At 73.5% G+C, this 24985-nt stretch carries 28 protein-coding genes; 17 read left to right on the top strand and 11 right to left on the bottom strand.

Annotated features, from left to right (window positions below; genetic code table 11):
- Positions 1-117 precede the first annotated feature (117 nt).
- Entirely contained in the window at positions 118-774 is a 657-nt protein-coding gene (locus AC07FV_RS07335; protein WP_479085345.1) for a DUF4232 domain-containing protein, read from the top strand.
- Positions 775-797: 23 nt separating this feature from the next.
- Here AC07FV_RS07335 and AC07FV_RS07330 read toward each other — a convergent pair whose 3' ends face one another.
- From AC07FV_RS07330 to AC07FV_RS07320, 3 genes are all read right to left on the bottom strand, one after another.
- Positions 798-1766 (bottom strand): aldo/keto reductase, encoded by a 969-nt coding sequence (locus AC07FV_RS07330; RefSeq protein ID WP_479085344.1) that lies wholly within the window; start codon positions 1764-1766, stop codon positions 798-800.
- A 78-nt stretch (positions 1767-1844) separates the two neighbouring features.
- On the bottom strand, positions 1845-2387 hold the full coding sequence (locus AC07FV_RS07325) for a flavoprotein (RefSeq protein ID WP_479085343.1): 543 nt from the start codon (positions 2385-2387) through the stop codon (positions 1845-1847).
- A gap of 9 nt (positions 2388-2396) precedes the next feature.
- Positions 2397-2831 (bottom strand): nuclear transport factor 2 family protein, encoded by a 435-nt coding sequence (locus tag AC07FV_RS07320; RefSeq protein WP_479085342.1) that lies wholly within the window; start codon positions 2829-2831, stop codon positions 2397-2399.
- A gap of 138 nt (positions 2832-2969) precedes the next feature.
- Between AC07FV_RS07320 and AC07FV_RS07315 the strand changes: the two genes are divergently transcribed.
- A complete protein-coding gene (locus AC07FV_RS07315) occupies positions 2970-3581 on the top strand; it encodes a TetR/AcrR family transcriptional regulator (RefSeq protein WP_479085341.1) in 612 nt (203 codons plus the stop codon).
- A gap of 41 nt (positions 3582-3622) precedes the next feature.
- Here AC07FV_RS07315 and AC07FV_RS07310 read toward each other — a convergent pair whose 3' ends face one another.
- Positions 3623-4063 carry a nuclear transport factor 2 family protein gene (locus tag AC07FV_RS07310; protein WP_479085340.1) on the bottom strand — a complete coding sequence of 147 codons (441 nt, stop codon included), beginning with the start codon at positions 4061-4063 and terminating at the stop codon, positions 3623-3625.
- A gap of 194 nt (positions 4064-4257) precedes the next feature.
- Here AC07FV_RS07310 and AC07FV_RS07305 point away from each other — a divergent pair, with 194 nt between their 5' ends.
- A complete protein-coding gene (locus AC07FV_RS07305; RefSeq protein WP_391970670.1) occupies positions 4258-4707 on the top strand; it encodes a nitroreductase family deazaflavin-dependent oxidoreductase in 450 nt (149 codons plus the stop codon).
- 64 nt (positions 4708-4771) lie between these two features.
- On the opposite strand, the gene AC07FV_RS07300 is transcribed toward AC07FV_RS07305, so the two are convergent.
- Positions 4772-5692, bottom strand: a complete 921-nt coding sequence (locus AC07FV_RS07300) for a cation diffusion facilitator family transporter (protein WP_479085778.1) — start codon at positions 5690-5692, stop codon at positions 4772-4774.
- Between the two features lie 269 nt (positions 5693-5961).
- Here AC07FV_RS07300 and AC07FV_RS07295 point away from each other — a divergent pair, with 269 nt between their 5' ends.
- Together AC07FV_RS07295 and AC07FV_RS07290 are read left to right on the top strand one after the other, a co-directional pair.
- Positions 5962-6987 (top strand): glutathione S-transferase family protein, encoded by a 1026-nt coding sequence (locus tag AC07FV_RS07295; protein WP_479085339.1) that lies wholly within the window; start codon positions 5962-5964, stop codon positions 6985-6987.
- A 48-nt stretch (positions 6988-7035) separates the two neighbouring features.
- On the top strand, positions 7036-7338 hold the full coding sequence (locus AC07FV_RS07290) for a DUF4235 domain-containing protein (RefSeq protein ID WP_053140797.1): 303 nt from the start codon (positions 7036-7038) through the stop codon (positions 7336-7338).
- 49 nt (positions 7339-7387) lie between these two features.
- On the opposite strand, the gene AC07FV_RS07285 is transcribed toward AC07FV_RS07290, so the two are convergent.
- The gene (locus AC07FV_RS07285; protein ID WP_479085338.1) at positions 7388-7783 is read right to left on the bottom strand and encodes a VOC family protein; all 396 of its coding nucleotides are present in this window, start codon (positions 7781-7783) and stop codon (positions 7388-7390) included.
- Positions 7784-8081: 298 nt separating this feature from the next.
- On the opposite strand from AC07FV_RS07285, the gene AC07FV_RS07280 reads away from it, so the two are divergent.
- Together AC07FV_RS07280 and AC07FV_RS07275 are read left to right on the top strand one after the other, a co-directional pair.
- Positions 8082-9032: an NADP-dependent oxidoreductase gene (locus AC07FV_RS07280; protein ID WP_479085337.1), complete on the top strand. Its 951-nt coding sequence runs from the start codon at positions 8082-8084 to the stop codon at positions 9030-9032.
- Between the two features lie 124 nt (positions 9033-9156).
- The gene (locus AC07FV_RS07275) at positions 9157-9543 is read left to right on the top strand and encodes an anti-sigma factor antagonist (protein WP_479085336.1); all 387 of its coding nucleotides are present in this window, start codon (positions 9157-9159) and stop codon (positions 9541-9543) included.
- Here the strand turns inward: AC07FV_RS07275 and AC07FV_RS07270 are convergent.
- Entirely contained in the window at positions 9509-10462 is a 954-nt protein-coding gene (locus AC07FV_RS07270) for a ribose-phosphate diphosphokinase (RefSeq protein ID WP_361015077.1), read from the bottom strand. The genes AC07FV_RS07275 and AC07FV_RS07270 overlap by 35 nt on opposite strands.
- A gap of 202 nt (positions 10463-10664) precedes the next feature.
- Between AC07FV_RS07270 and otr(A) the strand changes: the two genes are divergently transcribed.
- From otr(A) to AC07FV_RS07250, 4 genes are all read left to right on the top strand, one after another.
- A complete protein-coding gene (gene otr(A), locus AC07FV_RS07265; protein WP_479085335.1) occupies positions 10665-12542 on the top strand; it encodes a tetracycline resistance ribosomal protection protein Otr(A) in 1878 nt (625 codons plus the stop codon).
- Between the two features lie 114 nt (positions 12543-12656).
- The gene (locus AC07FV_RS07260; protein WP_479085333.1) at positions 12657-13319 is read left to right on the top strand and encodes a DUF4230 domain-containing protein; all 663 of its coding nucleotides are present in this window, start codon (positions 12657-12659) and stop codon (positions 13317-13319) included.
- A gap of 184 nt (positions 13320-13503) precedes the next feature.
- On the top strand, positions 13504-14067 hold the full coding sequence (locus AC07FV_RS07255; RefSeq protein WP_479085332.1) for a VanZ family protein: 564 nt from the start codon (positions 13504-13506) through the stop codon (positions 14065-14067).
- A gap of 131 nt (positions 14068-14198) precedes the next feature.
- Positions 14199-15446, top strand: a complete 1248-nt coding sequence (locus AC07FV_RS07250) for an RICIN domain-containing protein (protein ID WP_479085331.1) — start codon at positions 14199-14201, stop codon at positions 15444-15446.
- A 78-nt stretch (positions 15447-15524) separates the two neighbouring features.
- On the opposite strand, the gene AC07FV_RS07245 is transcribed toward AC07FV_RS07250, so the two are convergent.
- Together AC07FV_RS07245 and AC07FV_RS07240 are read right to left on the bottom strand one after the other, a co-directional pair.
- Positions 15525-15761, bottom strand: a complete 237-nt coding sequence (locus tag AC07FV_RS07245) for a hypothetical protein (RefSeq protein WP_479085329.1) — start codon at positions 15759-15761, stop codon at positions 15525-15527.
- A 33-nt stretch (positions 15762-15794) separates the two neighbouring features.
- A complete protein-coding gene (locus tag AC07FV_RS07240) occupies positions 15795-16604 on the bottom strand; it encodes an SDR family oxidoreductase (RefSeq protein WP_384697308.1) in 810 nt (269 codons plus the stop codon).
- A 217-nt stretch (positions 16605-16821) separates the two neighbouring features.
- Between AC07FV_RS07240 and AC07FV_RS07235 the strand changes: the two genes are divergently transcribed.
- From AC07FV_RS07235 to AC07FV_RS07220, 4 genes are all read left to right on the top strand, one after another.
- Positions 16822-17853 (top strand): PHP domain-containing protein, encoded by a 1032-nt coding sequence (locus AC07FV_RS07235; RefSeq protein ID WP_479085328.1) that lies wholly within the window; start codon positions 16822-16824, stop codon positions 17851-17853.
- Positions 17854-17899: 46 nt separating this feature from the next.
- Positions 17900-18556 (top strand): HAD family hydrolase, encoded by a 657-nt coding sequence (locus tag AC07FV_RS07230; RefSeq protein WP_479085327.1) that lies wholly within the window; start codon positions 17900-17902, stop codon positions 18554-18556.
- Between the two features lie 61 nt (positions 18557-18617).
- Positions 18618-19808: an FUSC family protein gene (locus AC07FV_RS07225; RefSeq protein WP_479085325.1), complete on the top strand. Its 1191-nt coding sequence runs from the start codon at positions 18618-18620 to the stop codon at positions 19806-19808.
- A 330-nt stretch (positions 19809-20138) separates the two neighbouring features.
- A complete protein-coding gene (locus tag AC07FV_RS07220; protein ID WP_479085324.1) occupies positions 20139-21170 on the top strand; it encodes an SDR family oxidoreductase in 1032 nt (343 codons plus the stop codon).
- A gap of 74 nt (positions 21171-21244) precedes the next feature.
- On the opposite strand, the gene AC07FV_RS07215 is transcribed toward AC07FV_RS07220, so the two are convergent.
- Entirely contained in the window at positions 21245-21544 is a 300-nt protein-coding gene (locus tag AC07FV_RS07215; RefSeq protein WP_479085323.1) for a hypothetical protein, read from the bottom strand.
- Positions 21545-21617: 73 nt separating this feature from the next.
- The gene (locus AC07FV_RS07210; RefSeq protein ID WP_479085321.1) at positions 21618-22907 is read right to left on the bottom strand and encodes an ROK family protein; all 1290 of its coding nucleotides are present in this window, start codon (positions 22905-22907) and stop codon (positions 21618-21620) included.
- 199 nt (positions 22908-23106) lie between these two features.
- On the opposite strand from AC07FV_RS07210, the gene AC07FV_RS07205 reads away from it, so the two are divergent.
- Positions 23107-23601, top strand: a complete 495-nt coding sequence (locus tag AC07FV_RS07205) for an FBP domain-containing protein (protein WP_479085319.1) — start codon at positions 23107-23109, stop codon at positions 23599-23601.
- A 114-nt stretch (positions 23602-23715) separates the two neighbouring features.
- Positions 23716-24969 carry an FUSC family protein gene (locus AC07FV_RS07200; RefSeq protein ID WP_479085318.1) on the top strand — a complete coding sequence of 418 codons (1254 nt, stop codon included), beginning with the start codon at positions 23716-23718 and terminating at the stop codon, positions 24967-24969.
- The last annotated feature ends 16 nt before the right edge of the window (positions 24970-24985 follow it).

The raw sequence follows: 24985 nt of genomic DNA, 5'->3' as shown, positions 1-24985 counted from the left end.
TACCGGGCGCGCCCTCGTTTCCCGGTCCGCGCGGCGGGACACTCGACGGCACAGGGCGTACGGTGCCGTCCCGCGCGGCGGGCCGTGCGCGGGACCTCACGGGAGTGCGGAGAAGCGATGGCGAACACGTCCCAGCCCCTGCGCCGAACGGCCCTGCCGGCGAGTGCGCTCGCGCTCCTCGGCGTGCTGACCGCGTGCGGGAGCGAGAGCGGTACGACGGTCCCGGGCACCCCGCGCGCCACCGGGGCCCCGACCACGACCGGCGCGCACTCCGGTGCCGGCAGCGCCACCGCGCCCGCCGAGGGCACCGCGCCCAGCCACACCGCGGGGTCGGCCTCCGCCTCGGCCCGCACCGACGGCCGCTGCCACACCTCCGAGCTGCGGGCCGCCGTCGGGCGCGTCGACCCGGGTGCGGGCCAGCGGAACTTCCCGATCGTGCTGACGAACATCTCCGACCGCACCTGCACGGTGTACGGCCATCCGGGCGCCGCCTTCGTGGACGCGTCCGGCAAGCAGGTGGGCGCGGACCCCGACCGCGTGCCCTCCTCCCCCGAGACGCTCACGCTGCCGCCGGGGAGGAGCGCGTGGGCCGGGTTGTCCTTCTCCAGTCCGCAGATCAGCGGCGCCCGCACCGCGACCCCGGCGGCCCTGCTCGTCACCCCGCCGGACGAGCGGGACCCCCTCGAGGTCGCGTGGACGGCCGGCGAGGTCCCGGTGGGCGGCGACGGGGCGTCCGTGTCCGTCACCGCCCTGGAAGCGGGGACCGGGCCCTGAAGTGACGGGGCGCCCCCGGGGGATCAGTGACCGGCGATCGGGTGCGGCGCGTAGGGCCGCTCCAGCTCCTCGGTCTCCTTCTCGGTCAGCGTCAGTTCGACCGCCGCCACGGCGTCCTCGAGATGCCGCGTCTTCGAGGCGCCGATGATCGGCGCGGTCACCGCGGCCCGGTGCAGCAGCCAGGCCAGGGCCACCTGCGCGCGCGGCACGCCGCGGTCGCCGGCGATGCGGGTGACGGCGTCGACCACGGCACGGTCGCCCTCCTGGTAGAGGGTGCTGCCGAAGTTGTCGGTGGCGCTGCGCTCGGTGGCGGTGTCCCAGTCGCGGGTGAGGCGGCCGCGGGCGAGCGGGCTCCAGGGCAGCACGCCGACGCCCTGGTCCGCGCAGAGCGGCAGCATCTCCCGCTCCTCCTCGCGGTAGAGGAGGTTGTAGTGGTTCTGCATGGACACGAACTTCGTCCAGCCGTGCCGCTCGGCGGTGTACTGCATCTTCGAGAACTGCCAGGCGTACATCGAACTGGCGCCGAGGTAGCGGACCTTGCCCGCCTTGACCAGGTCGTGCAGCGCTTCCATCGTCTCCTCGACCGGCGTGTGCGGGTCGAAGCGGTGGATCTGGTAGAGATCGACGTACTCGGTGCCCAGGCGGCGCAGGCTGTGGTCGATCTCGGTCGTGATCGCCTTGCGGGACAGCCCGCCGCCGTTGGTTCCGGGCCGCATCCTGCCGTGCACCTTGGTCGCGAGCACGATGTCGTCGCGGCGGGCGAAGTCGCGCAGCGCCTTGCCGACGATCTCCTCGCTGGTGCCGTCCGAGTAGACGTTGGCCGTGTCGAAGAAGGTGATGCCGGCGTCCAGCGCCTGCCGGATCAGCGGGCGCGAGGCCTCCTCGTCGAGGGTCCACTCGTGCGTGCCGCGGTCGGGCACACCGTAGGTCATGCAGCCCAGGCAGATCCGCGAGACGTCCAGGCCCGTCGAGCCGAGCTTCACGTACTGCATCGTTGCTGCTCCTGTCTTCGGGATCATCGGTGACAGTCGCGAGCGTACGTCCTCGTGCGGACTCGAAGGGCGGGCGGGTCAGCGCGGTTCGAGCAGGTCCAGCGCCTGTTCCCAGGCGAAGTCGGGCCGGGTGCCGTCCGCGGCCGCCTCCCCGGCGTACGGGTCGCCGAAGCGCACACCCATGCCGCGCAGTCGGGCCAGGCTCTCCCGGTACGCGGGGTGGGAGGCCAGCGCGTCGGCGACGCACGGCAGCACGGCGACGGGGACGCCCAGTCCGCAGGCCTCGCACAGGGTGGCCAGGGCCAGGGTGTCGGCCAGGCCGGCCGCCCACTTGTTGACCGTGTTGAAGGTGGCGGGCGCGACGACGACGGCGTCCGGCGCCGGGAAGGGCCGCGGATCGCCGGGGCGGCGCCAGGCGGAGCGGATGGGGCGGCCGGTCCGTGCCTCGACGTCGGCGGCGTCGAAGAAGCCGTCCATGGCGACCGGGGTCGCGAACACCCCGACCTCCCAGCCGCGTTGCCGCGCGGCGGTGATCAACGCGGGGACGCCCGAGGCCACTCCGGCGGCGCACACGACGACGTAGAGGAAGGGTCTCGCGGCGCTCCCGGCCTGTTCGCTCACCCCGGAACCCTACTGAACGGTCCGGGGGCCGCGGATGCTGCGGTCCGACTCCTCGATGGGGACGTCGTTGATGCTCGCCTCCCGCCGGGTCATGAGGCCGTGCTCGTCGAACTCCCACAGCTCGTTGCCGTGGGAGCGCCACCACTGGCCGTCGGCGTCGTGGGACTCGTAGCGGAAGCGGACGGCGATGCGGTTGCCGTCGAAGGCCCACAGCTCCTTGCGGAGCGCGTACTCGTGCTCGCGCGCCCACTTGGCGGTGAGGAACTCGACGATGGCCGGGCGGCCCGTGAGGAACGTGTCGCGGTTGCGCCAGACCGAGTCCTCGGAGTAGGCGAGCGCGACCCGGTGCGGGTCGCGGGTGTTCCAGGCGTCCTCGGCCGCCCGCACCTTCCGGGCGGCGGTCTCGCGGGTGAACGGCGGCAGGGGCGGACGGTCGGTCGTCATGGCGGAACCTCCGGGAAGAGCGGCGGAGAACGCTCGTTCTCATGCACGGCTGCTACCGTAGGAGAACGCGCGTTCTCCCGTCAAGGAAGCAGGTCGGAGCGCGCGTGAGGCACACGGCGCTTCCGGTAAGGGGTCACCATGGACGGCGAGGCCGCCCGCGAGCGGGTGCTGGACGCGGCGGAACGGCTGTTCTACGCGCGGGGCGTCCAGGCCGTCGGCATGGACGACGTCCGCGGCGACTCCGGCGTCTCCCTCAAGCGCCTCTACGGGCTGTTCCCGGCCAAGGAGCAGCTGGTGGTGGCGTATCTGGACCGGCGTGACGTCCGCTGGCGGGGACGGCTGGCGGAGTACGTCGAGCGGCACCCGGAGCCCGGCACCCGGATCCTGGCCGTCTTCGACTGGCTGGGGCAGTGGTTCGCCGAGCCCGGCTTCCGCGGCTGCGCGTGGATCAACGCGTACGGCGAACTGGGAGCCACCTCGGCGCCGGTGGCGGACCGGGTGCGGGCGCACAAGGAGGCGTTCCGCGCCTTCCTCGACCGCCTGGCGACCGACGCGGGACTGCCCGCCGCGGTGGGCGGGCAGCTGTTCCTGCTGGCCGAGGGCGCCATGGTCGCGGCGGGCGTCGCGGGAGGCACGGGGTCCGCCCGGGAGGCCCGCGAGGCGGCGCGCGTCCTGCTGGCCGCCGCGGGGGCGGAGGAGGGCGCGCCCTCGTCGTCGGATGCCGTCCGGGGCGTCGACACGGCGACGTGACGTGCGGCCGGGTCGGTGGCGGGTGCGTACGCCGGACGGTCCTAGGGGGTGAACGCCCGGGCCACGGTGAGGCTGTCCTCGTACACGTGGTGGCGGACGACCAGGCCGCTCCGCACGGTCAGGTGCAGGGCGAAGGCGGCGCGGTAGGAGCGCCCGGTGGTCGCGGCGGTCTGCCGGATCTCGCCGAGCACCACCGCGTCCTCCCCGTCGACCAGGACGCGCTCGATGCGGGTGTCCGCCCCGCCCGGCACGTGGTGGGCGGCGAGCAGGCGGTAGTGGTCGGCGGCGTCCGCCCGGGTGCGCCGGTGCCGGATCCAGGGGGTGGCGGCGCGGCCGTGCTCGTCCTCGGGCCAACTCAGCCGCCAGTCGGCCGACTCGTCGTACAGCTCGGCGATCCGGTCCGGGTCGCCCTGCGCGATCCGGCGCAGCAGCTCCTCGACCGTGGCGCGGGTGGTCGTCACGTCACCGGGGGCGGTGGTCATGGCCGGCGTCTCCTTCGGGTGGGTCGTCGTGCGGACGAGGACGACTGTGCCGCACGGCCGCCGGTGGCGCGATGACGCGTGAGGTCATTGCGCCGCGGGAAGTGCACGGGGGTAATGCGGTAAGGATGGACGCGGCGCCGCCGGATCCACCGCGGTGCCGGTCAGCCGTACGACGCGATGATGGGACGGATGCCATGCCTCTTGACGGCGAGTACGAACCCAGCCCGACGCAGTGGGTGCGCGAACAGGTCGAGCTCTACGAGAGCTCCGGCGGTACCAAGGGCACGACCCTGATGGACACGGGGATGCCGGTCATCGTGCTCACCACTAGGGGCGCACGGAGCGGCAAGATCCGCAAGACGCCGCTGATGCGCGTCGAGCACGAGGGCCGTTACGCCGTGGTCGCCTCGCTGGGCGGGGCGCCCAAGCACCCGGTCTGGTACCACAACATCAAGTCCGACCCCCACGTGGAGTTGCAGGACGGCCCGGTGAAACGGGACATGACGGCCCGTGAGATCACCGGCACGGAGAAGGCGGAGTGGTGGGAGCGTGCCGTCGCGGCGTACCCGCCCTACGCCGACTACCAGAAGAAGACGGACCGGGAGATCCCGGTGTTCGTCCTGGACCCGGTCGACGGGGACTGAGCCGGCGGGCGGAAGTTTCTCCGAAGCCGTGCGCATGGTCCCGTCGATGCCGGGAACGCGTGCTTCAGGCCCCGCCGCGCTCCCCCGTCGCGGCGGGGCTTTCCGCTGCCTCCTCGGCCATCCGGTCGGTGACGTCGAGGAAGATCTGCCGCGCCTCCGGCACGGTGCGCGCGATGGAGCCCTTGATGCGCACGGCGACCTCCTCCACCCGCTCGCTGTCCAGACCGGGCACCAGGTCGATGCGGGCGGCCACCAGGGTGGAGTCCAGCCCGGTCTTCATGGTGAACAGGGCCTCGACGCTGTCGATCTCCGGCTGTGCGCACAGCAGTGCCCGGATGCGGCCGCTGGCCTCCGGGTCGGCGGCCTCGCCGATCAGCTGGTCGCGGGCCTCGCGGCCCAGCCGGTACGCCACGAACACGAGCAGCGCGCCGATCGCGAGCGAGGCGCAGGCCTCCCACACCACCTGTCCGGTGACCATGTGCAGGGCCATGCCGGTCATCGCGAGGGTCACGCCGAGCACCGCGGTGCCGTCCTCGGCGACGACCGTGCGCAGGGCCGGGTCGCGCAGCCCGGTGGCGAGCCCGCCCTGGCTCCGCACCTGGTGGAGGGCGCGCAGCAGGGAGGCTCCCTCCGCGAGCAGGGCGACGCCGAGCACGATCAGCCCGGCCACGTAGCCGCCGAGTTCCTCCTGGGCGCCGGTGCGCAGGGCCTCGACCCCCTGGTAGAAGGAGAAGCAGCCACCCATGACGAAGATGCCGACGGCCGCCAGCAAGGACCAGAAGAACCGCTCCTTGCCGTATCCGAAGGGGTGTCGGCGGTCGGCGGGGCGGCGGCTGCGGCGCAGGGCGGCGAGCAGGAAGACCTCGTTCAGGCTGTCGGCCACCGAGTGCGCCGCCTCCGACAGCAGCGCGGGCGAGCCCGCCACGAGTCCCCCCACCGCCTTGGCGGCGGCTATCACCAGGTTGGCCGCGAGCGCGACCAGCACCGTGACACGCGTCCTGCGGTCGGCACCGGCGTCGGTCTCGCGCGCCGTCGTCCCGTGGTCCGTGCCGTCGCTCCCGCGCGCCGTCCCGTGGTCGGTCCCGTGGTCGGTCCCGTAGTCCTTCTTGTCTTCCGAAGCTGTCCCAGTCACGAGGGCCCGACTGCCCTCGGCCGGCCGGGCTCACACCCGCCTTGTGGGTGGCCCACCAGTGCCGACCGCCGAAAACGGGGAACGCGTCCTGGGGAGCACACGAACGACCGGAAGGCGGGGCCATGAGCGGTGACGGCGGAACGCCCGGCAACAGCGGCTACGGCAGGAAGGCGTTCAAGCGGTCCAGGAGCCACTTCGCGGACCGGATCACCGCGGACGGCCGGGACGGCTGGCCCGTGGAGCCCGGCCGCTACCGGCTGGTGGTGAGCCGTGCCTGTCCGTGGGCGAGCCGCGCCCTCGTCTCACGACGGCTGCTCGGGCTGGAGGACGCCCTGTCCCTGGCCGTCGCCGACCCCCTCCAGGACGACCGCAGCTGGCGCTTCACCCTGGACCCCGACGGCCGCGACCCGGTGCTCGGCATCCGCTTCCTCAGCGAGGCCTACGACCGACGCGAGACCGGCTACCCGGGCGGGGTGAGTGTGCCGGCGGTCGTGGACGTGCCCAGCGGGCAGCTGGTCACCAACGACTACCAGCAGATCACCCTGGACCTCGCGACCGAGTGGACGTCCCTGCACCGGCCGGGGGCACCCGACCTGTACCCGGACGCCCTGCGCGACGAGATCGACGAGGTGATGGCGGACGTCTACGAGGACGTCAACAACGGCGTCTACCGGGCGGGGTTCGCCACCGGTCAGGAGGAGTACGAGACGGCGTGCGCGGGGGTGTTCCGACGCCTGGAGGCGCTGACGCCCCGGCTGGAACGGCAGCGCTACCTGGTCGGTGACACGATCACGGAGGCGGACATCCGGCTGTTCACCACACTCGTGCGTTTCGACGCCGTCTACCACGGTCACTTCAAGTGCAACCGCTGGAAGCTGACGGAGAACCCGGTGCTGTGGGGGTACGTCCGCGACCTGTTCCAGACACCCGGCTTCGGCGACACCGTCGACTTCGACCACATCAAGCGCCATTACTACCAGGTGCACACCGGCATCAACCCGACCGCCGTCGTGCCCCTGGGCCCGGACCTCTCCGGCTGGCTCACGCCCCATCACCGGCAGGAGCTGGGCGGGCGGCCGTTCGGCGACGGGACCCCACCGGCGCCGGTCCGCGCCGACGAGGCGGTCCCGGCACCGGGCGGGCCCTGACCGTACGACCGACCGACGACACACGCATCCGAACCCGAGGAGACCCACGTGGGCAAGAAAAAGAAGAAGACGCTCCCCCTCGCCTACAAGCCCGTCGGCTTCGTGCTGGGCTGGGCGGGCGGCGCGCTGGCCGGGATGGCCTTCCAGAAGACGTGGAAGGTGCTCCGGCACGAGGACGACGCGCCCGACGCGCTGGACCCGGACCGCGGCTGGGGGGAGATCCTGCTGGCCGCCGCGATCCAGGGCGCCATCTTCGCCGCGGTGCGCAGTGCGGTGGACCGGACCGGGGCCAAGGCCATCGAACGTTCGACGGGCGTCTGGCCGACGGACGGCAAGGGCGGCCGGGACTGACCGGACCCCAGGGGCCCGGCCCTCCCCGTCGCCGACGGCACCCGGCAGGTCAGCCCTGCTTGGGTGCCGTCGGCGCGACACCGCGGCGCATCGTGAACGAGTGACCCGCGGGATCGGAGAAGCCCCGCTCCTCGTACGGGCCGGGCGCGTCCTTGGCCTCCAGCGGACGCCCGCCGAGCCCCACGACCCCGCGTTCGGCCTCGTCCAGGTCGTCCACGACGAAGTCCAGGTGTGCCTGGAGCGAGTTCTCGGGGCGGGGCCAGCTCGGCGGGGTGGCGTTCACGTCACGCCGGAACGCCATGCGGAAGCCGCCGGCTCCCCGGATCTCGATCCGGTTGGCGGTCGCTTCGGTCTCTTCCCCGCCCAGCAGCTCTTTGTAGAACTCGGCGAGCCGCTCGGGTTCGGCGCAGTCGAGCACCACGACGCCCGCGTTGACCAGTGCCATGTCTCCTCCGGAGGATTCGGGGCCGCGGGGCGTACGTGTCCCGCGCCCTGTACCTTGCGGATATCCCGGCCCGGCCGAATCAGTCGGAGGGCGGCCAGGGCCGTCGCGCACGAGGCGGCGCGGCTCCGACTCGCCCGTCGCGCGCGGGACTTGGGTGCGCCGGCGCCGGGGAGTCATCGGCCGGGATCCCTGGGAGATCAGTTTCGGAGTGCCGCGGACGTCAGGATCCCGTCACGTTCCCGCAGCGGGCGACCGCACCGTCTCCCCGACGTGGCGCGGCGAGGCAAGCTGGGTGACCATGAGCGACGTGAACACCATGCGAGCCATCAGCCAGGACGTCCTCGGCGGTCCCGAGGTCCTGAAGGAAGTGCGGGTCGAGCGCCCGGAGCCCCGTCCGAACGAGGTGCTGGTCCGGGTGCGGGCCGCCGGGGTGAACCCGACCGACTGGAAGCACCGGGCGAACGGCGGCTTCCTCGGCGAGCCGCCCTTCGTACTGGGCTGGGACGTCTCGGGGGTGGTGGAGGCGGTGGGGATCGGCGTCGCCGCGTTCCGGCCCGGCGACGAGGTCTTCGGCATGCTCTCCTACCCGTTCGGCCACGGCTCCCACGCGGAGTACGTCACGGCCCCCGCGCGCACCTTCGTGCACCTGCCGGCCGGGGTCGACCACGTCGGGGCCGGGGCGCTCCCGCTGGTCTCGCTGACGGCGTGGCAGGCCCTGGTGGAGCGGGCGGACGTCCGGCCGGGGCAGCGGGTGCTGATCCACGCGGCGGCCGGCGGGGTGGGACACGTGGCGGTGCAGATCGCCAAGGCGCGGGGTGCCCATGTGATCGGCACCGCCAGCGCGGCCAAGCACGAGTTCCTGCGCTCCCTCGGGGCGGACGAGACGGTGGACTACCGGGAGACGGACTTCGCCGAGGCCGTGAAGGACGTGGACGTCGTCCTGGACACGATCGGCGGTGACACGTCCCTGCGTTCGCTGCGTGTGCTGCGTCCGGGCGGGATCGTGGTGTCGATCCTGCCGGTCGGCTCGGAGGAGTTCTTCGAGGAGGCCGAGCGGCTCGGCGTGCGGGCGGTCCGGATGCTCGTGGACGCCGACCGGGCCGACATGCGGGAGATCGCCCGGCTGGCCGAGTCCGGGAAGCTGCGGGCCACCGTCGCGGAGACGTTCCCGCTGGCCGACGCGGCGCAGGCGCACGCGCTGGGCGAGACCGGCCGCACCACGGGCAAGATCGTCCTCGTGGTCGACTGATCGACCTGTGAGCAAATCTCGATGACATATGTCATTCGAACATGCTCAAACTCGCTCGATCGGGGTAACTTCCGGGGCGGAGTCATCAGTTGAGCCACCGGAACAGGCTGGAGGCAAGGTCGCCGTGCGGCAGGAACCCGCGTCGTCCACCCGGCATCTGCACGTGCGCCACGAACGCGGGCACACGGTGCTGGAGCTCCGGGGTGAGATCGACATCGCGTCGGCCGCGGAGGTCGCCCCGCTCCTGGACCGGGAGGCGGGGCGCCCCGGCGCCCGGATCGTGCTCGACCTGGGCGGGGTCGACTTCTTCGACTGCTCCGGCCTGCGACTGCTGTACCGGGCCCGTCGCCGGGCGCTGGACCACGGCGGGCAGGTGCACCTCGTGTGCACCCACCCGCTGACCCTGCGCATGCTGCGGATCACCGGCCTCGCCCGGCTGCTGCCCCCGCGGGCCACCCTGGAGGAGGTGCTCGGCGTCACCCGCCCGGCGGAGGGTCGAACAGGGCACTGACCGACTCGCCGTTGTGGATGCGGCGCACCGCCTCGGCGAGCGCGGGGGCGATCGACAGGACGCGCAGCTTCTCCGTGTGGTCGTCGGCCGGCACCGGCACGGTGTTGGTGCACACGATCTCCAGCACGTCCGGCTGGTCGCTGAGCCGCTTGAGGGCGCCGGACGCGAACAGCCCGTGCGTGCAGGCCAGGCGGATGGTGCGCGGCCCCGCCTCCCGCAGCCGGTCGAGGAGTTCGAGGACCGTACTGCCCTTGGCGATCTCGTCGTCGAGGACGATGACGTCGCGCCCGGCGACGTCCCCGATCACGGCGTTGATGCTGACCCGGTCGTCGGCGTAGCGCTGCTTGGCGCCGGCCGCGACCTGGGCGCCGAGCATCCGGGCGAACGCGGCGGCCTCCTTGGCGTTGCCGAGGTCCGGCGATACGACCGTGGTGCGGGACAGGTCGTACCGCCGGAAGTGCGCGGCCAGTTCGCGCAGCGCGTGCAGGTGGTCGACCGGGACCGAGAAGAAGCCGTGCACCTGGGGCGAGTGCAGGGTCATGGCCAGCACCCGGCCCGCGCCGGCCGCCACCAGCAGGTCCGCCACGAGGCGTCCGCCGAGCGAGATGCGCGGCGCGTCCTTCTTGTCGGAGCGGGCGTAGGAGTAGTGCGGCATGACGACGGTGATGCGTCCGGCCGACGCCCCGCGGGCCGCGTCGCACATCAGCAGCAGCTCGACGAGGTGCTCCTGGACCGGCTTGACCAGCGGCTGCACCAGGAAGACGTCCCGCTCCCGGCAGTTGGCCCGCAGCTGCACCTCCAGGCAGTCGTTGGCGAACCGGCTCACCCGGGTGGGGCTGAGAGGTACGCCCAGGTGCGCGCAGACCTCCTCGGCCAGCTCGGGGTGGGCGCTACCGCTGAACACGGCGATGTCTCGCACGGACGCTCCTCGCGTGATCCTGTCCGGATGCTGTCCGGCCGGGAGCCTCAGCTTACGGATATTCGGTTGCCGCGGCCCCGGGGGCCGGGGCCATGATGAGGGCCGCCCGCGTCCCCTCAGGTCAGGATCCCCCGCATGCGCCGACTCCTCGGAATCACCCAGTGCCCCTTCCGGCCCACGGTTCCCGAGGACTCGACACCGCATGCACGTCCCGAACACCCTGAACATCGGCATCCTGGCCCACGTCGACGCCGGTAAGACCAGTCTCACCGAGCGGCTCCTCTTCGATCACGGCGCCGTCGACCGGCTCGGCAGCGTCGACGCGGGCGACACCCGCACGGACGACGGCGGGATCGAGCGCCGCCGCGGCATCACCATCCGCTCCGCCGTCGCCGCCTTCACCGCCGGCGACACCCAGGTCAACCTGATCGACACGCCGGGGCACTCCGACTTCGTCGCCGAGGTGGAGCGCGCCCTGGAGGTCCTCGACGGGGCGGTCCTGGTGCTGTCCGCCGTCGAGGGCGTGCAGGCGCGCACCCGGGTGCTGATGCGCACGCTGCGGCGGCTGCGGCTGCCCACCCTCGTCTTCGTCAACAAGATCGACCGGACCGGGGCGCGCACCGAGGAGCTGCTCGCCGACGTCCGGCGCCTGCTGACTCCGCACGTCGCGCCGTTGACCGGGGTCACGGACGCCGGCACCGCGGACGCGCGCGTCACGCTCCGCCCGCCGGACGGGCGGACCGCCGAGGCGCTGGCCGAGGTGGACCCGGACATCCTGGCCGCGCTGGTGGACGGCCCCGCACCGACCGCCGGGGAGCTGGCCGCCGCGCTCGCGGCCCGCACCGCCGACGGCTCCTTCCACCCGCTGCACCACGGCTCCGCCCTCGGCGGGCAGGGCGTCGCGGAGCTGGTCGAAACCCTGGTCCGGCTGGTCCCGCCCGCCTGTCGCCCGGCGGCCGGTTCCCCGGGCCCGCGCGGCACGGTCTTCGCCGTGCGCCCCGCACCCGACGGCGAGCGGACGGCGTACCTGCGGCTGCACGACGGTGAGGTGCGCCCACGCCAACGGCTCACCTTCCTGCGGCGCGAGGCCGACGGTCGGACCACCGAGGTCTTCGGCCGGGTGACCCGCCTCGACGTGATCGGCGGGCCCGGGACGCTCACCGCCGGCAACATCGCGGCCCTCACCGTGCCCGGCGGCCTGCGCGTCGGCGACCGGCTCGGCGCCCGGACCGACCGGGCCCCGCAGTTCGCGCCGCCGACGCTGCAGACCCTGGCCCGGGCCCGGCACCCCGGGCAGGCCGCGGCGCTGCGCGCCGCCCTGCTGGCCCTCGCCGACCAGGACCCGCTGCTGCACGTCCGGCCGGTGGCGTCGGGCGCCACGGCGCTGCTCCTGTACGGGGAGGTCCAGATGGAGGTGCTGGCGGCGACGCTGGCGGAGGACTACGGCATCGAGGCGGACTTCGCACCGGGCCGCGCCCGGTTCCTGGAGCGTCCGGCCGGCACCGGGGAGGCCGCGGAGGAGATGCCGTGGCTGGACCGCACCCGGTACTGGGCCACCGTGGGGCTGCGCGTGGAGCCGGGCCCGCACGGCTCGGGCGGGGTCTTCGCCCACGAGACGGAACTCGGCGCCCTCCCCCGCGCCTTCCACCAGGCCGTCGAGGAGACGGTTCACGCCACCCTGCTGACCGGTCTGACCGGGGCGCCGGTCACGGACTACCGGGTCACGCTGACGCGCTCCGGGTTCGATTCGCCGGTCAGCACCGCCGCCGACTTCCGCGGGCTGGTCCCGATCGTGCTGCGGCGGGCCCTGGAGCGGGCCGGGACCAGGCTGTACGAGCCGCTCCACGCGTTCGAGGCGGAGGTGCCCCCCGACGCGCTGGCGCCCGTGACGGCCCGGCTCGCCTCGCTGGGCGCGCGGTTCACCGGCACGGCCGGCCGCGCCGACGGCTGGCTGGTCACCGGCGAGCTGCCGGCCCGGCGGGTGCGGGAGGCGGAGCTGGCGCTGCCGGGCCTCACGCGCGGGGAGGCGGTGTGGTCCTCCCGGCCGTCCGGGGACCGTCCGCTGAAGCCGCCGCACTGACGTGGGCCATCGCGCGCTCCTCCGCTCCCCCGCCGCCGCTCCGGGCTCCGCCAACTCCCCGGTCTGCCCGGGGAGATGGAGGGCATCAGGTCAGTAGGAAGGAGGGCCGTCGCCATGACGACTCCCATCAGGAAGCTCCCCGGGCGGGTGCCCGGCTGGGCGAAGGTGCTGGGCGCGCTCGTGCTGGTGCTCGTCGTGCTGTTCGCGGGACTGCGGCTGAGTGTCGTACCGGGGCTCAAAGACCTGTTCGGCACCGAGACCCAGGACCGCTCGGGTCCGGCGCTGCTGGAGTCCATCCAGGACATGAGCCGCTACGAGGCCGCGTCCGGCAACTTCCAGGTCGTCGTGGACCTGGAGAAGGACACCAAGTTCCTGCCCGACGCGATCCGCGGCAGCCGCACCCTGTACGTCGGGGCGGGCACCGTCGGCGCCTACGTCGACCTCGGGAAGGTGGCCGAGGACGACGTGACGGTCGACGAGGACCGCACCTCGGCCACGCTGCGGCTGCCGCACGCCGCGCTCGGTGAGCCGGCCCTCGACCCCGACCGCTCGTACGCCGTGTCCAAGCAGCGCGGGCTCCTCGACCGCCTCGGTGACCTGTTCTCGGACAACCCCAACGGTGAACAGGCCGTGCAGAAGCTGGCGGCCCGGCACATCGGCGAGGCGGCGAAGGACAGCGAACTCAGGGCCCGCGCCGAGACCAACACCACGGCGATGCTCCGGGGCCTGCTGCGCTCGCTCGGCTTCGAGAAGGTACAGGTGACCTACGGGTCCTGAGCACCCGTCCGGCCATGGCGGCGAGGGCCCGGCGGCGACCGGAGTGTCCCGGCCGGGCGGGGGAAAACGGAGGAGGCGGACGCGGCCGGGTCCCTGGACCGGACCCCACGGCCCGACCGGCATCCTCGGCGAATCGGCGGGCAACCGGCCCACCACGCGAAGACTGTGACGACTGGAGGACCGAATGGCTCGTGCCGCCTCGGGGCCGCGTTCCCTGCTGCGCCCCCGCGCCGCCAAGACACCGCGACCCCGCACCACCAAGGCGGAGGGGCCCGACCGTCGCGAACGGCGCCCGCTCCCCCTCCCGTTGCGCCTGCTGGCGACGGCGTGCGCCTTCGTCTTCATGGTGGCGTTCGCGGTGGTGCTGGCGCGACTGACACTCAACCCCTCCCCCGCGTCGGAGGCGCTGACGCACACCAACATGCACCCCGGCAGGTCGCTGAGGGCCTATCTGGACCAGCCCGCGCTGCGCGACGCCGTCAAGCAGATCGGCGGCAACATCCTGCTGGGGGTCCCCTTCGGCGTGCTGGTCCCGGTCGTCGCCCCGCGCACCCGTGGGCTGCTGCGGGTGCTGCTGCTGACGGCGGTCGTGATGCTGCTGGTCGAGTTCGCCCAGGGCGCCCTGGTGACCGGTCGGGCCTTCGACATCGACGACGTCATCCTCAACAGCACGGGTGCGCTCATCGGTTACCTGCTCCTGGGCCGGCGGATGAGCCGCGCGGTGCACGCGCGCAAGCCCCGCGACTGAGGGAAGGTCAGATGGTCCGTACCAAGGTATTGACCGCCCCTTAGCTCACTACTTAAATCAAGAGGAGACACCCTTACCCCCCACCTCGGTCGGCGCTCCCCTCCCCGGGACGCCGTACGGAAGGGAGAGCCGTGGCACGTCCACGCCTGCTCCGCAGATGTCTCCTCGCCGCCGCCCTGTCCGCCGGGCTGGCCGCCTCCCTGGTGTCCGGCCCGGCGCAGGCCGGTCCCGAAACCGCCGGATCAGCCGCCGCCGCGCCCGCGGCCGTGACGTTCTCCGACACCTTCGACGGACCCGCCGGCGCGGCCGTCGACTCCTCCAAGTGGCAGATCGAGACCGGCGACAACGTCAACAACCACGAACGGCAGTACTACACCGCGGGCAACCGGAACGCGGCGCTCAACGGCCAGGGCCAGCTGGTCATCACAGCCCGCAAGGAGAACCCGGCCAACTACCAGTGCTGGTACGGCACCTGCCAGTACACCTCGGCCCGGCTCAACACCTCCGGCAGGTTCACGGCGCAGTACGGACACGTCGAGGCCCGGATGAAGGTGCCGCGCGGACAGGGCATGTGGCCCGCGTTCTGGATGCTCGGCACCCCGGTCAACTGGCCGGACTCCGGCGAGATCGACATCATGGAGAACGTCGGTTTCGAGCCCTCCACCGTGCACGGCACGCTGCACGGCCCCGGCTACTCCGGCGCCGGCGGCATCGGCGCCGGCTACACCCTGCCGGGCGGCCAGGCCTTCGCCGACGGCTTCCACACCTTCGCCGTCGACTGGGCGCCCGACTCCATCACCTGGTCGGTCGACGGCAACGTCTACCAGCGGCGCACCCCGGCCGACCTGGGCGGGAAGCAGTGGGTGTTCAACAGGCCGTACTTCCTGATCCTGAACCTGGCGGTCGGCGGCTACTGGCCCGGCGACCCGGACGCCTCGACGGCCTTCCCGCAGTCGCTGGTGGTGGACCACGTGTCGGTGACGACGAGCGACTCGGGCACGGGCGGCGCGATCCGCGGCCTGGCCGGCAAGTGCGTGGACGTCGCCGCGGCGAACTCCGCCAACGGCACTCCCGTACAGCTCTACGACTGCAACGGCACGGCGGCCCAGCGGTGGACGGTGGGCGCCGACGGCACGGTCCGGGCGCTCGGCAAGTGCCTGGACGTCAACGGCGGCGGAACGGCGGACGGCACGGTGGTCCAGCTGTGGGACTGCAACGGCAGCGCGGCCCAGCGCTGGGTCGTCACCGGCGCCCGCGACATCGTCAATCCGCAGGCCGACAAGTGCCTCGACGTGGCGGGCAACAACTCGGCCAACGGCACCCGGCTGCAGATCTGGACCTGCACGGGCGGAGCCAACCAGAAGTGGACGGTCGGCTGAGACACCCGGGTGCGGCGAGGGCCCGTCCGATGCCTCCCGTGGCCGCCCACCGGGCGACGGGGCGCCGTCGGGCGGGCCTCAGTGCGGCTTCCAGGTGAACTTGTCGCCGCCCACCCAGCGGACCACGTCCGGATCGTCGAGGTCGTGGACCGTGATGCCGAAGGCCGCGGCGGCCTCCAGGACGTCGGTGACGGCCCTGGCCTCACCGACCACCTGGCCGTCGATCTCGACGATCCGGAACGGCGGCGTACCCGGCTGCACCCGGAGCACGACGATCCGCGGTCTGCCGATGTGCGGGGTGTCGATTTCGGTCATGCATCGAGGGTAGGCCGGGCCCTCCGCTCCCGCTCAGGGCCGCCGCCAGGCGTCGCTCGTGAGATGGGAACCGGCCATCGGGCCCATCCGGAGCATGCCGCCGTCCACACTCCACGAGGCTCCCGTGACGTAGCCGGCGTCGGGCCCGGCGAGGAAGGCGATCACCGCGGCGACCTCGCGTGCGTCGCCGGGCCGCCCGAGGGGTACGCCCGGACGGCGCTCGGTGTGCGGGTCGGTGTCCTCCTGGCCGGTCATGGGCGTGGCGATCTCGCCGGGCGCCACCGCGTTGACCGTGATGCCGTGCTCGGCCAGTTCGATCGCCATCACCTGGGTGAGCAGGCCGAGCCCGCCCTTGGCCGCGCAGTACGGGGCGGCGCCCACCCGCGGCTGGTGCTCGTGGACAGAGGTCACGTTGACGATCCGGCCGCCCTCCCCCTGCCGGATCATGCGCCGGGCTGCCTTCTGCCCGCACAGGAAGGGACCGGCCAGGTCGACGTCGAGGACGTGGCGCAGGTCGTCCAGGCCCAGGTCGAGGAAGGGCGTGGCGGTGCCGGTCCCGGCGTTGTTGACGAGGACGTCGATCCGGCCGAGCCGCTCGCACAGCGCGTCGACCGTGTCCGCGGCCTCGGGAAGCCGGGTCAGGTCGACCCGGGCGGTCTCCGCCCGGCGGCCCAGGGCCCGCACCTCCCGCGCGGTCCGCTCGGCGCCCTCCCGGTCGGTGTGCCAGGTGACGCCGACGTCCATCCCCGCCTCGGCCAGGCGTACGGCGGTGGCGCGGCCGATGCCGGAGTCGGAGCCGGTGACGACGGCCACCTTGGCGTCGGACGGGCTGGGGGTGGGCATGACGGACCTCCTCTTCGGCGCTCCTCGGTTCCCGGGCCCCGCGCTCGGAGCGGCGCGCGGGGCGTCGCAGTACCCGGGTCCGGTGCGGACAAACCGGCCGCCCCTGGTGCGGAGCCCCGGCGGCTGGGGAACCCTGGACGTGCCGCAGGAGTGTGCGGGAGCGCGGAAGGCTCCGCCGCCGCGGTGGCAGTCCGGAACGGAGCGGGAGGAGGCGCCGATGGAGCCCGTCGAGGCGCTGGAGCGGATCGCGTTCCTGCTGGAGCGGTCCCAGGAGCCGACGTACCGGGTTCGCGCCTTTCGCACCGCGGCCCGGGTGCTGGGCGAGTTGTCGGCCGCCGAGCTGCGCGAGCGGGCGGGCTCCCTGGAGTCGCTGAAGGGGATTGGGCCCAAGACGGCGCAGGTGGCGCGGGAGGCACTGGCCGGGGAGGTGCCGGGCTATCTGGCGAAGCTGGAGGGCGGGGCCGACGCCCCGCTCGCCGAGGGCGGTGAGCGCCTGCGGGAACGGCTCCGCGGGGACTGCCACCTGCACTCCGACTGGTCGGACGGCGGCAGTCCGATCGAGGAGATGGGCCGGACCGCGGCGGCGCTCGGGCACGAGTGGGCGGTACTGACCGACCACTCGCCGCGGCTCACGGTGGCGCGCGGCCTCTCCCCCGAGCGGCTGCGCGAGCAGCTCGACGTGGTGGCCGCGCTCAACGAGACCTGGGCGCCGTTCCGCCTGCTGACCGGGATCGAGTGCGACATCCTCGACGACGGTTCGCTCGACCAGGAGCCGGAACTGCTGGAGCGGCTCGACGTGGTCGTGGTCTCCGTGCACTCCAAGCTGCGGATGGACGCCCGTGCGATGACCCGCCGCATGGTGGCCGCCGTACGCGATCCGCACGCGGACGTCCTCGGGCACTGCACCGGACGGCTGCTGACCGGGCGGGGGCGGCCGGAGTCGGAGTTCGACGCGGACGAGGTGTTCGCCGCCTGCGCGGAGTCCGGGACGGCCGTGGAGATCAACAGCCGGCCGGAGCGGCTCGACCCGCCGCGCCGGCTGCTGCGCCGGGCGGTGGCGGCGGGCGCGCTGTTCTCCGTGGACACCGACGCGCACGCGCCCGGTCAGCTGGACTGGCAGATCCACGGGTGCGCGCGGGCCGAGGAGTGCGGGGTGCCGGCCGAGCGTGTGGTCACCACGTGGTCGCGGGAAGAGCTGCTGGCCTGGACCCGCGAGGGGCGCACGCCGTCCGGAGTGGCGGGCCGCTGACGTGGTACCCGTCGGACGATCCCACGGACCACGAGAGGAACAGTGCATGGAACGGGCGGCCGTGTTCGACGTCGACGGGACCCTCGTCGACACCAATCACCTGCATGTGACGGCCTGGTGGGAGGCGTTCCGGCAGGCGGGGCACCGGGTGCCGATGCACGCCGTCCACCGGGCCGTGGGCCTCCCCTCCACCGACCTCGTCGCGCATCTGCTGGGCGAGGACCGGGACACGGACCGGGACGCGGAGCTGAGCGCCGCCCACAAGGCGCTGTACGGGCAGTACTTCGACCGCCTGCCGGCCCTGCCGGACGCCGGCGCGCTGCTGCGCCGCCTGGCCGGCGACGGGTGGAAGGTGGTCCTCGCCACCTCCGCGGGCGGACCTGAGCTGGGCGCGCTGCGGCGGGCGATCGACGCGGACGACGCGATCGCCGCCACCGCGAGCGCCGACGACGTCGACGCGGGCAAGCCGTCCCCCGAGCCGGTCGAGCACGCCCTGGACCTGGTGGGGGTGCCGGCCGAGCGGGCGGTGTTCGTCGGCGACACCGTCTGGGACATGCGGGCGGGCAGCCGGGCCGGGGTGCGCTGCGTGGCCGTGCTGTGCGGCGGTCTGCCCCGCGCCGACCTGGAGGAGGCGGGAGCGGACGCGGTGTACGCCGACCCGGCCGCCCTGCTCGCCTCCCTGGAGCGGAGCCCGTTCGGATGAGCCGCCGAGGTGTACGTCACGTACGGACGTGCCGGCCCGTGACGCGGATACCCGGTACCGCATGACCGCTGTGACGGAGACGGGCAGGCAGAGACTGAGGGGGTGGCGGCCGTGGGACGCGGCGTGGCGGGAGGTGTCGGCCGTCGGGCGGGCCGCCCTGGCCGCCGGCCGGGGGCCGGGCCGTGAGCGGGACCTGGTCGTCCAGTCGCTGAAGGCGGCCGGCGCGGCGCTGCTCGCCTGGCTCGTGGCGGGTGTCTGGATGGACGATCCGATGGCGCTGATGGCGCCCTGGGTGGCGCTCGTCCTCGTGCAGGCCACCGTCTACAGCTCGGTCCGGCTGGCCGCCCAGCAGTTCGCGGCGATCTGCGCCGGGGCGCTGGTGGCGTCGGGGGCGCAGGTGCTGACCGACGACAACACGGGGGCGCTGGCGCTGTCGCTGCCGGTGCTCATGCTGGTCGCGAACTGGCCCCGCTTCGGACAGCAGGGCATCTACGCGGCCACCACCGCCGTGTTCGTCCTCCTCTCCGGCACGGCCGTCTCGGCCTCGGCGGTCGGGCACCGGCTGGGGCAGGCGGCGCTCGGGGCGTTCATCGGCGTGGCGGTCAACGCCCTTGTGCTGCCCCCGATCCATCTGCGGGACGTGCGGGAGAACCTGTCGGCGCTGGCCCGGGAGGCGGGTGACGTGCTGCACAACGTGGCGGACGACATGCGCAAGAGCGAGTGGGACGCGCAGACGGCGACCGGCTGGTCGAGTGACTCCGCGCGGTTGCAGCGGCGTGTGGAGGCGCTGAGGTCGGCGCGGTCCTGGAGCCAGGAGAGCCTGCGTCTGACCTCGGGCCCGCTGCGGGTGCTGAACCGGGCGCCCGGCGCCGTCCCGCCCGAGGAGGAGGACCAGCGGTGGAGCCGCGTCACCGGGCACATCACGGCCCTGATCCGGACCTTGTCGGTGGCGGCGGACGAGCACCGCACCCCCGCTCCGCCCGAGGGACCGGTGCTGGACCTGTGCGCGCGGCTGCTGTGCCTGATCGGCGACGCCTGCCGGACGGAGGCCGACCGGCTGCTGGGCGAGGCCGACCGGGTCCGTCCGGAGGAGGCGACGGAGGCGACCATGCGGGAGCTGCACCACCGGTTGCAGGAGGGGCTGCGGGAGCAGGCCGGGCAGGGCGCCGCTCACGCCGCGGTGCTCGGCACGCTGCTGCTCCAGGCCGAGAACCTGTGGGTGGAGATCGTCCCCGAGCCCCAGACGCAGTGACCCACATCACCGCATATCGCGACAGACGGTGGAACACCGGCGGGCCCTTCCCCGTTGAAGAAGGCGTGGGTACGGATGGGACAGTGTCCCCGGGCCTCACCTTCTGCCCACAGGGACGATCGTTCGGCTGAAGCCCTGTGGAGCGTCTCGCCGAGAGGCGACCGCCATCCGTACCCGCCATCGACCGCCCCGATCGTGATTCCCCCGTCGCGATCGGGGCTTCTCCTTGCCTGCCCCCTGCGTGCCCGTCCGGCGGGACGGGTACCCGGTGCACTTCGCGCGGGTACGCGGTGCCCCTTCACGCGGGTACGCGGCAGAGAGGAGCGCAAGGTGAGCAGCACAGCGGGCAGCAGGATCGTGGTCACGGGTGCCACCGGCAACGTGGGCACCAGCGTGGTCCGGCTTCTGTCGGAGGATCCGGAGGTCGGGTCCGTCCTGGGCCTGGCCCGGCGGGTCCCCGGGTGGTCACCGCCGAAGACGGAGTGGGCCGCCGTCGACCTGGCCTCGGACCGTGCCGACCTGGGCGCCCACTTCGCCGGTGCCGACGCCGTGGTGCATCTGGCCTGGGCGTTCCAGCCGACGCACGACCCGGCGACGACCTGGCGCACGAACGTCCTCGGTTCCCTCCGGGTCTTCGACGCGGTGGCCGCGGCCGGGGTGCCGGCGCTGGTGCACGCCTCGTCGGTCGGCGCGTACTCCCCCGGTCCCAAGGACCGCGCCGTGGACGAGTCGTGGCCGACGCACGGCTGGCCGGACGCCGCGTACTGCCGGGAGAAGGCCTATCTGGAGCGGGTGCTGGACACCTTCGAGCGCGACCACCCCGGGGTGCGGGTGGTGCGGATGCGTCCCGCCTTCCTCTTCAAGCGGGAGTCGGCCAGCGAGCAGCGCCGCATCTTCGGCGGCAAGTACCTTCCGGGGCCGCTGGCCCGTCCCGACCTGCTCCCCTTCCTGCCGGACGTCCCCGGTCTGCGGGTGCAGGCCCTGCACACCGACGACGCGGCCAACGCGTACCGGCTGGCGGTCCGGTCCGAGGACGCCCGGGGCCCGTTCAACCTGGCGGCCGAGCCGCCGGTCGACGCGGAGCTGCTCGGCGAGATGGTCGGCAAGCGCCCGGTCCGGCTTCCCCGCACCGCGGCGCGCTCGGCGGTGGCCGCCGCGTGGGGGCTGCGGCTGCTGCCCGCCTCCCCGCACCTGTTCGACGCGGTGCTGCGGCTGCCGCTCATGGACTGCACCCGGGCCCGTGCCGAGCTGGGCTGGCGGCCGGTGCGTACGGCCACCGAGGTGCTGGAGGAGTTCCTGGAGGGCTTCCAGCAGGGCGCGGGAGCCGCCACCGAGCCCCTGCGGGGGCGCAAGGTCGGCTGACCCCGCGCACACGGAGGGGGCCGGTGTCCGCACCGCCGCGGACACCGGCCCCTCACGCCCGGGGCGGGCGGGCGTCAGCCGGAGGACTCGTCGGGCACCGGGTGCTCGGGGTGGACGGTGCCCGCGTGCGGGGCGCCGCGCCGGCCCGTCCCCGCCTCGTCCGTGTCCGGAACGTCGTCGTCGACGTCGTTCGTGTCGTCCGCGTCGTCGGTGTCCTCGTCGGCGCCCTCGGGGCGCTGGCCCTGCTCGAGTTGCTCGCGGGTGGGGGCGGCGGCCTCCCACGGGTCGTCCCCGGGGCCGGCCTGCTGGTCCGGCATGTCCCGCGGGACGGGCTCACCGGTCTCGCCCGGTCCTTCGAGGCGGTGGTCGGTCACGGCGCACTTCCTTTCCGCGGTCCTCCGGGGGGTCCGAGCGGCATCGGGTACCTCCGCGCTGACCGGCGAAACATCAGTGCGGTGCCCGCTCCTCGAGTGCGGTGCGCCAGGCGGGGACCGGGTAGTCGGGGGCCGGTTCGGGGCGCCGGCCACCGCGTGCGAAGAAGTCGGCCAGCGGCAGGATCGCGGCGCCGACGGTCACCGCGTCCGGGCCGAGCCGCCCGAGGTCGATCGTCACCTTCTCGGCGGGGTGGCGCAGCGCGTAGGACACCGCGTGCCTGCGCACCGCGGGCAGGAAGCGGGTGCCGAGCTGGAGTCCGGCCCAGCCGCCGATGAGGATGCGCTCGGGCTGGAAGAGGTTGATCAGGTCGGACAGGCCGGCGCCCAGGTACTCGGCGGTCTCGTCCAGGACGGCGAGCGCTACCGGGTCGGGCTCCTGGTCGCCGGCCGGGTGGGCGGCGGCGAGCAGCGCCGTCAGGGCGGTCTCCTCATCGGTGCCCTCGGGTACCCGGCCGCCCTCCTCCCGCCAGCGGGCCAGCAGCGACTCGGCACCGGCGTACGCCTCCAGGCAGCCGAGCGCACCGCAGCGGCAGCGGCGTCCTCTGACCCGCACCGTCAGGTGGCCCCACTCGACCGCCCGGCCGTGCTCGGCCTCGGGGGTGACCAGGCTGGCGCCGACACCGGAGCCGAAGAGGACCACCACCGCGTTGCGGGCGCCGCGTCCGGCGCCGAACCACATCTCGGCCTGGCCGAGGGTCTTGGCGCCGTTGTCGATGAAGTAGGGGACGGTGTCGGGCAGCGGGGAGCCGGCGCGGAGCAGCGCCTCCAGCGGGACCGCGTCCCAGCCGATGGTCTGGCCGTGGACGACGGCGCCCCGGTCGGACGTGTGCTCGACGATGCCCGGGACGCCGATTCCGGCGCCGAGCAGCCGCTCGGGCGCGAGTCCGGCCGTCGCCAGCACCTCGGCGATGCCGTCGCGGATGTGACCGACGATCACCTCGACGTCGTAGCCCTGCTGGGTCAGCGGGCGCTCGGCGCGGGCCAGTTCGGTGAGGGTCAGGTCGAACAGCTCGACGCGCACCCGGGTCTCCCCGACGTCCACGCCGATCATGTGGCCGCTGCCGGGGGCCACGCGCAGCAGGGTGCGGGGCCTTCCGCCGTCGGAGTCGACGCTGCCGGCCTCCTCCACCAGGCCGTCGGCCACGAGGTCGGCGACGACGTTGCTGACGGAGCCGGAACTCAGTCCCGTCGCCGGACCCAGCTCGAAGCGGCTGAGCGGCCCCTCGAAGTAGAGCCGTTGCAGGACGGCCGTACGGTTGGCCCTTCTGAGGTCGCGCACCGTGCGCCCGTTCCGCCCCGCCATGTGGCGCCTCCCCTGATGTGCCCGGTCTGCAACATACCTCTGAGCGGCTGCGGCACGCGACTTCCCTCCCCACTTAATTCATGCTATGAACTCGCGCCCGCGGAAATGGGGTGGCTCCGCACCACCCTCCCTACGTACGGTAGGCAAGAACCTAGGGGCCCTAGGTTACCGTGCACCGTCGCCCTTCGGAGGGACTCCCGTGAAAGCACTGACCGAGCAGGACATCCGCGGTTCGTTCATCAACTGCACCAAGGGCGAGGCCAAGCGCCTGGCCGTCCCCCGCGATCTCGACGAACGGCCCTGGGACGCTCTCGACTTCCTGGGCTGGCGCGATCCCGGCGCCCCGGACCGCAGTTATCTGGTCACCGAGGACGACGGCCGGCTCACCGGCGTTGCCCTGCGCTTCCAGCAGGCCCGGGCGGGCTTCCTCCAGCGGAGCATGTGCGCCCTGTGCCTGACCACCCATCCCCGGGGCGGCGTGTCGCTGATGACGGCACGCAAGGCGGGCCCGGCCGGCCGGGAGGGCGATTCGGTCGGCCTGTACATGTGCACCGACCTCGCCTGTTCGCTGTACCTGCGCGGCAGGAAGGCCCCGCAGGGCGGCGCCCGCTTCGAGGAGAGCCTCACCCTGGAGGAACAGGTCGCGCGCACCCTCGGCAACCTGTCCGCGTTCCTCGGCAAGGTGGCCGCCTGAAGTTCTCGGACGCCCGGCGGCGCGCGGCGCGTGAGAACCCTCCCGACCCCCTTTGTCCGGTTACCGTCCTGTCCGGATACGTTCGATGCGCCCGGGGAAGGGAACAGCCCGAGGATGCGGGATGTACGTAAGAGTGCCGCGTCGGCTGTGCAGCCGGTGAAGTGGCTCAGGGACCCCTTGGTCGTACAGGCGCTGCGGTCGGCCGCCGCGGCGTCGATCGCCTACGTGATCGCGGTGCGGCTGACACCGGACAAGTCGGCCGCGCCGCTGACGGCGCCCCTGACCGCGCTGCTGGTCGTGCAGGTGACCCTGTACGCCACCCTCAAGATGAGCTTCCGCCGGGTGAACGCCGTCGTGGCCGGTGTCCTGGTCGCCATCGCCTTCAGCCAGCTGGTGGGGCTGAGCTGGTGGAGTCTGGCCCTGCTGATCGTGGCGGCGCTGGGCGTTGGGCACCTGGTGCGGGCGCACGAGTTCGTGGCCGAGGTGGCCATCAGCGCGATGCTCGTGCTCGGGGTGACCTCGCACGGGAGCCTGGCGTGGGCGCGGGTGGTGGAGACGCTGATCGGGGCGATCGTCGGACTGGCCTTCAACCTGGTCCTGGCCCCTCCGGTCTGGGTGGAGCAGGCGGGCGAGTCGATCGAGGGCCTGGCCCGGCGGGTGCGGCAGCTGATGCTGCGCATGGGCGAGGAGGCCGCCGACAGCACGCCCTGGCACGAGGCGGCGGCCCGGCTGCACGAGGCCCGCCGCCTCGACCACGACATCGGCGAGGTGGACGAGGACCTGCGGCAGGCCGAGGACAGCCTGCGGTTCAACCCCCGCGTCCGGGAGGGGCTGCTGCACCGGGTGGTGCTGCGGACGGGGCTGGACACCCTGGAGATCTGCACCGTGGTCATGCGGGTCCTCGCGCGCACCTTCACCGACCTGGCGAAGGTGCGCGAGCCGGAGCCGTTGTTCCCGCCCGAGACCGGCGCGACCATCCAGCAGCTGCTGTCCGAGATCGCCGACGCCGTGGTCAGCTTCGCGGTCCTGGTCACCACCAGCGCCAGCGACGACGCGGAGTCCGCGGAGGAGCGCCTCTCCGCCGAACTGAGGCAGGCCGCGGTCACCCGGGACAAACTGGCCCAGCTGCTCCTGGAGGACGTGCGGCGCGACGCCCGGCAGTGGCAGTTGCAGGGTGCGGTGCTGACCGAGGTCGACCGCATCATCGACGAGATGGACACCGAGCACCGCTCCCGCCGGCTTCTGGAGGAGCTGGACCGCCACACCCGCGAGCAGCGCGAACGCATGCCGCGGCTGACCCGGTTGCGGGACCGGGCACGCTCCCGGCTCCGGAAGCGGAACCGGAAGGCCGCCGGGCGTCGTTCTTGAGTCCTGAGTGAGGAAC

This window comes from Streptomyces sp. NPDC045956, from assembly GCF_056430705.1.
The sequence above is the reverse complement of the archived record's forward strand: the minus strand, read 5'-3'. Positions and strand labels throughout refer to the sequence as shown.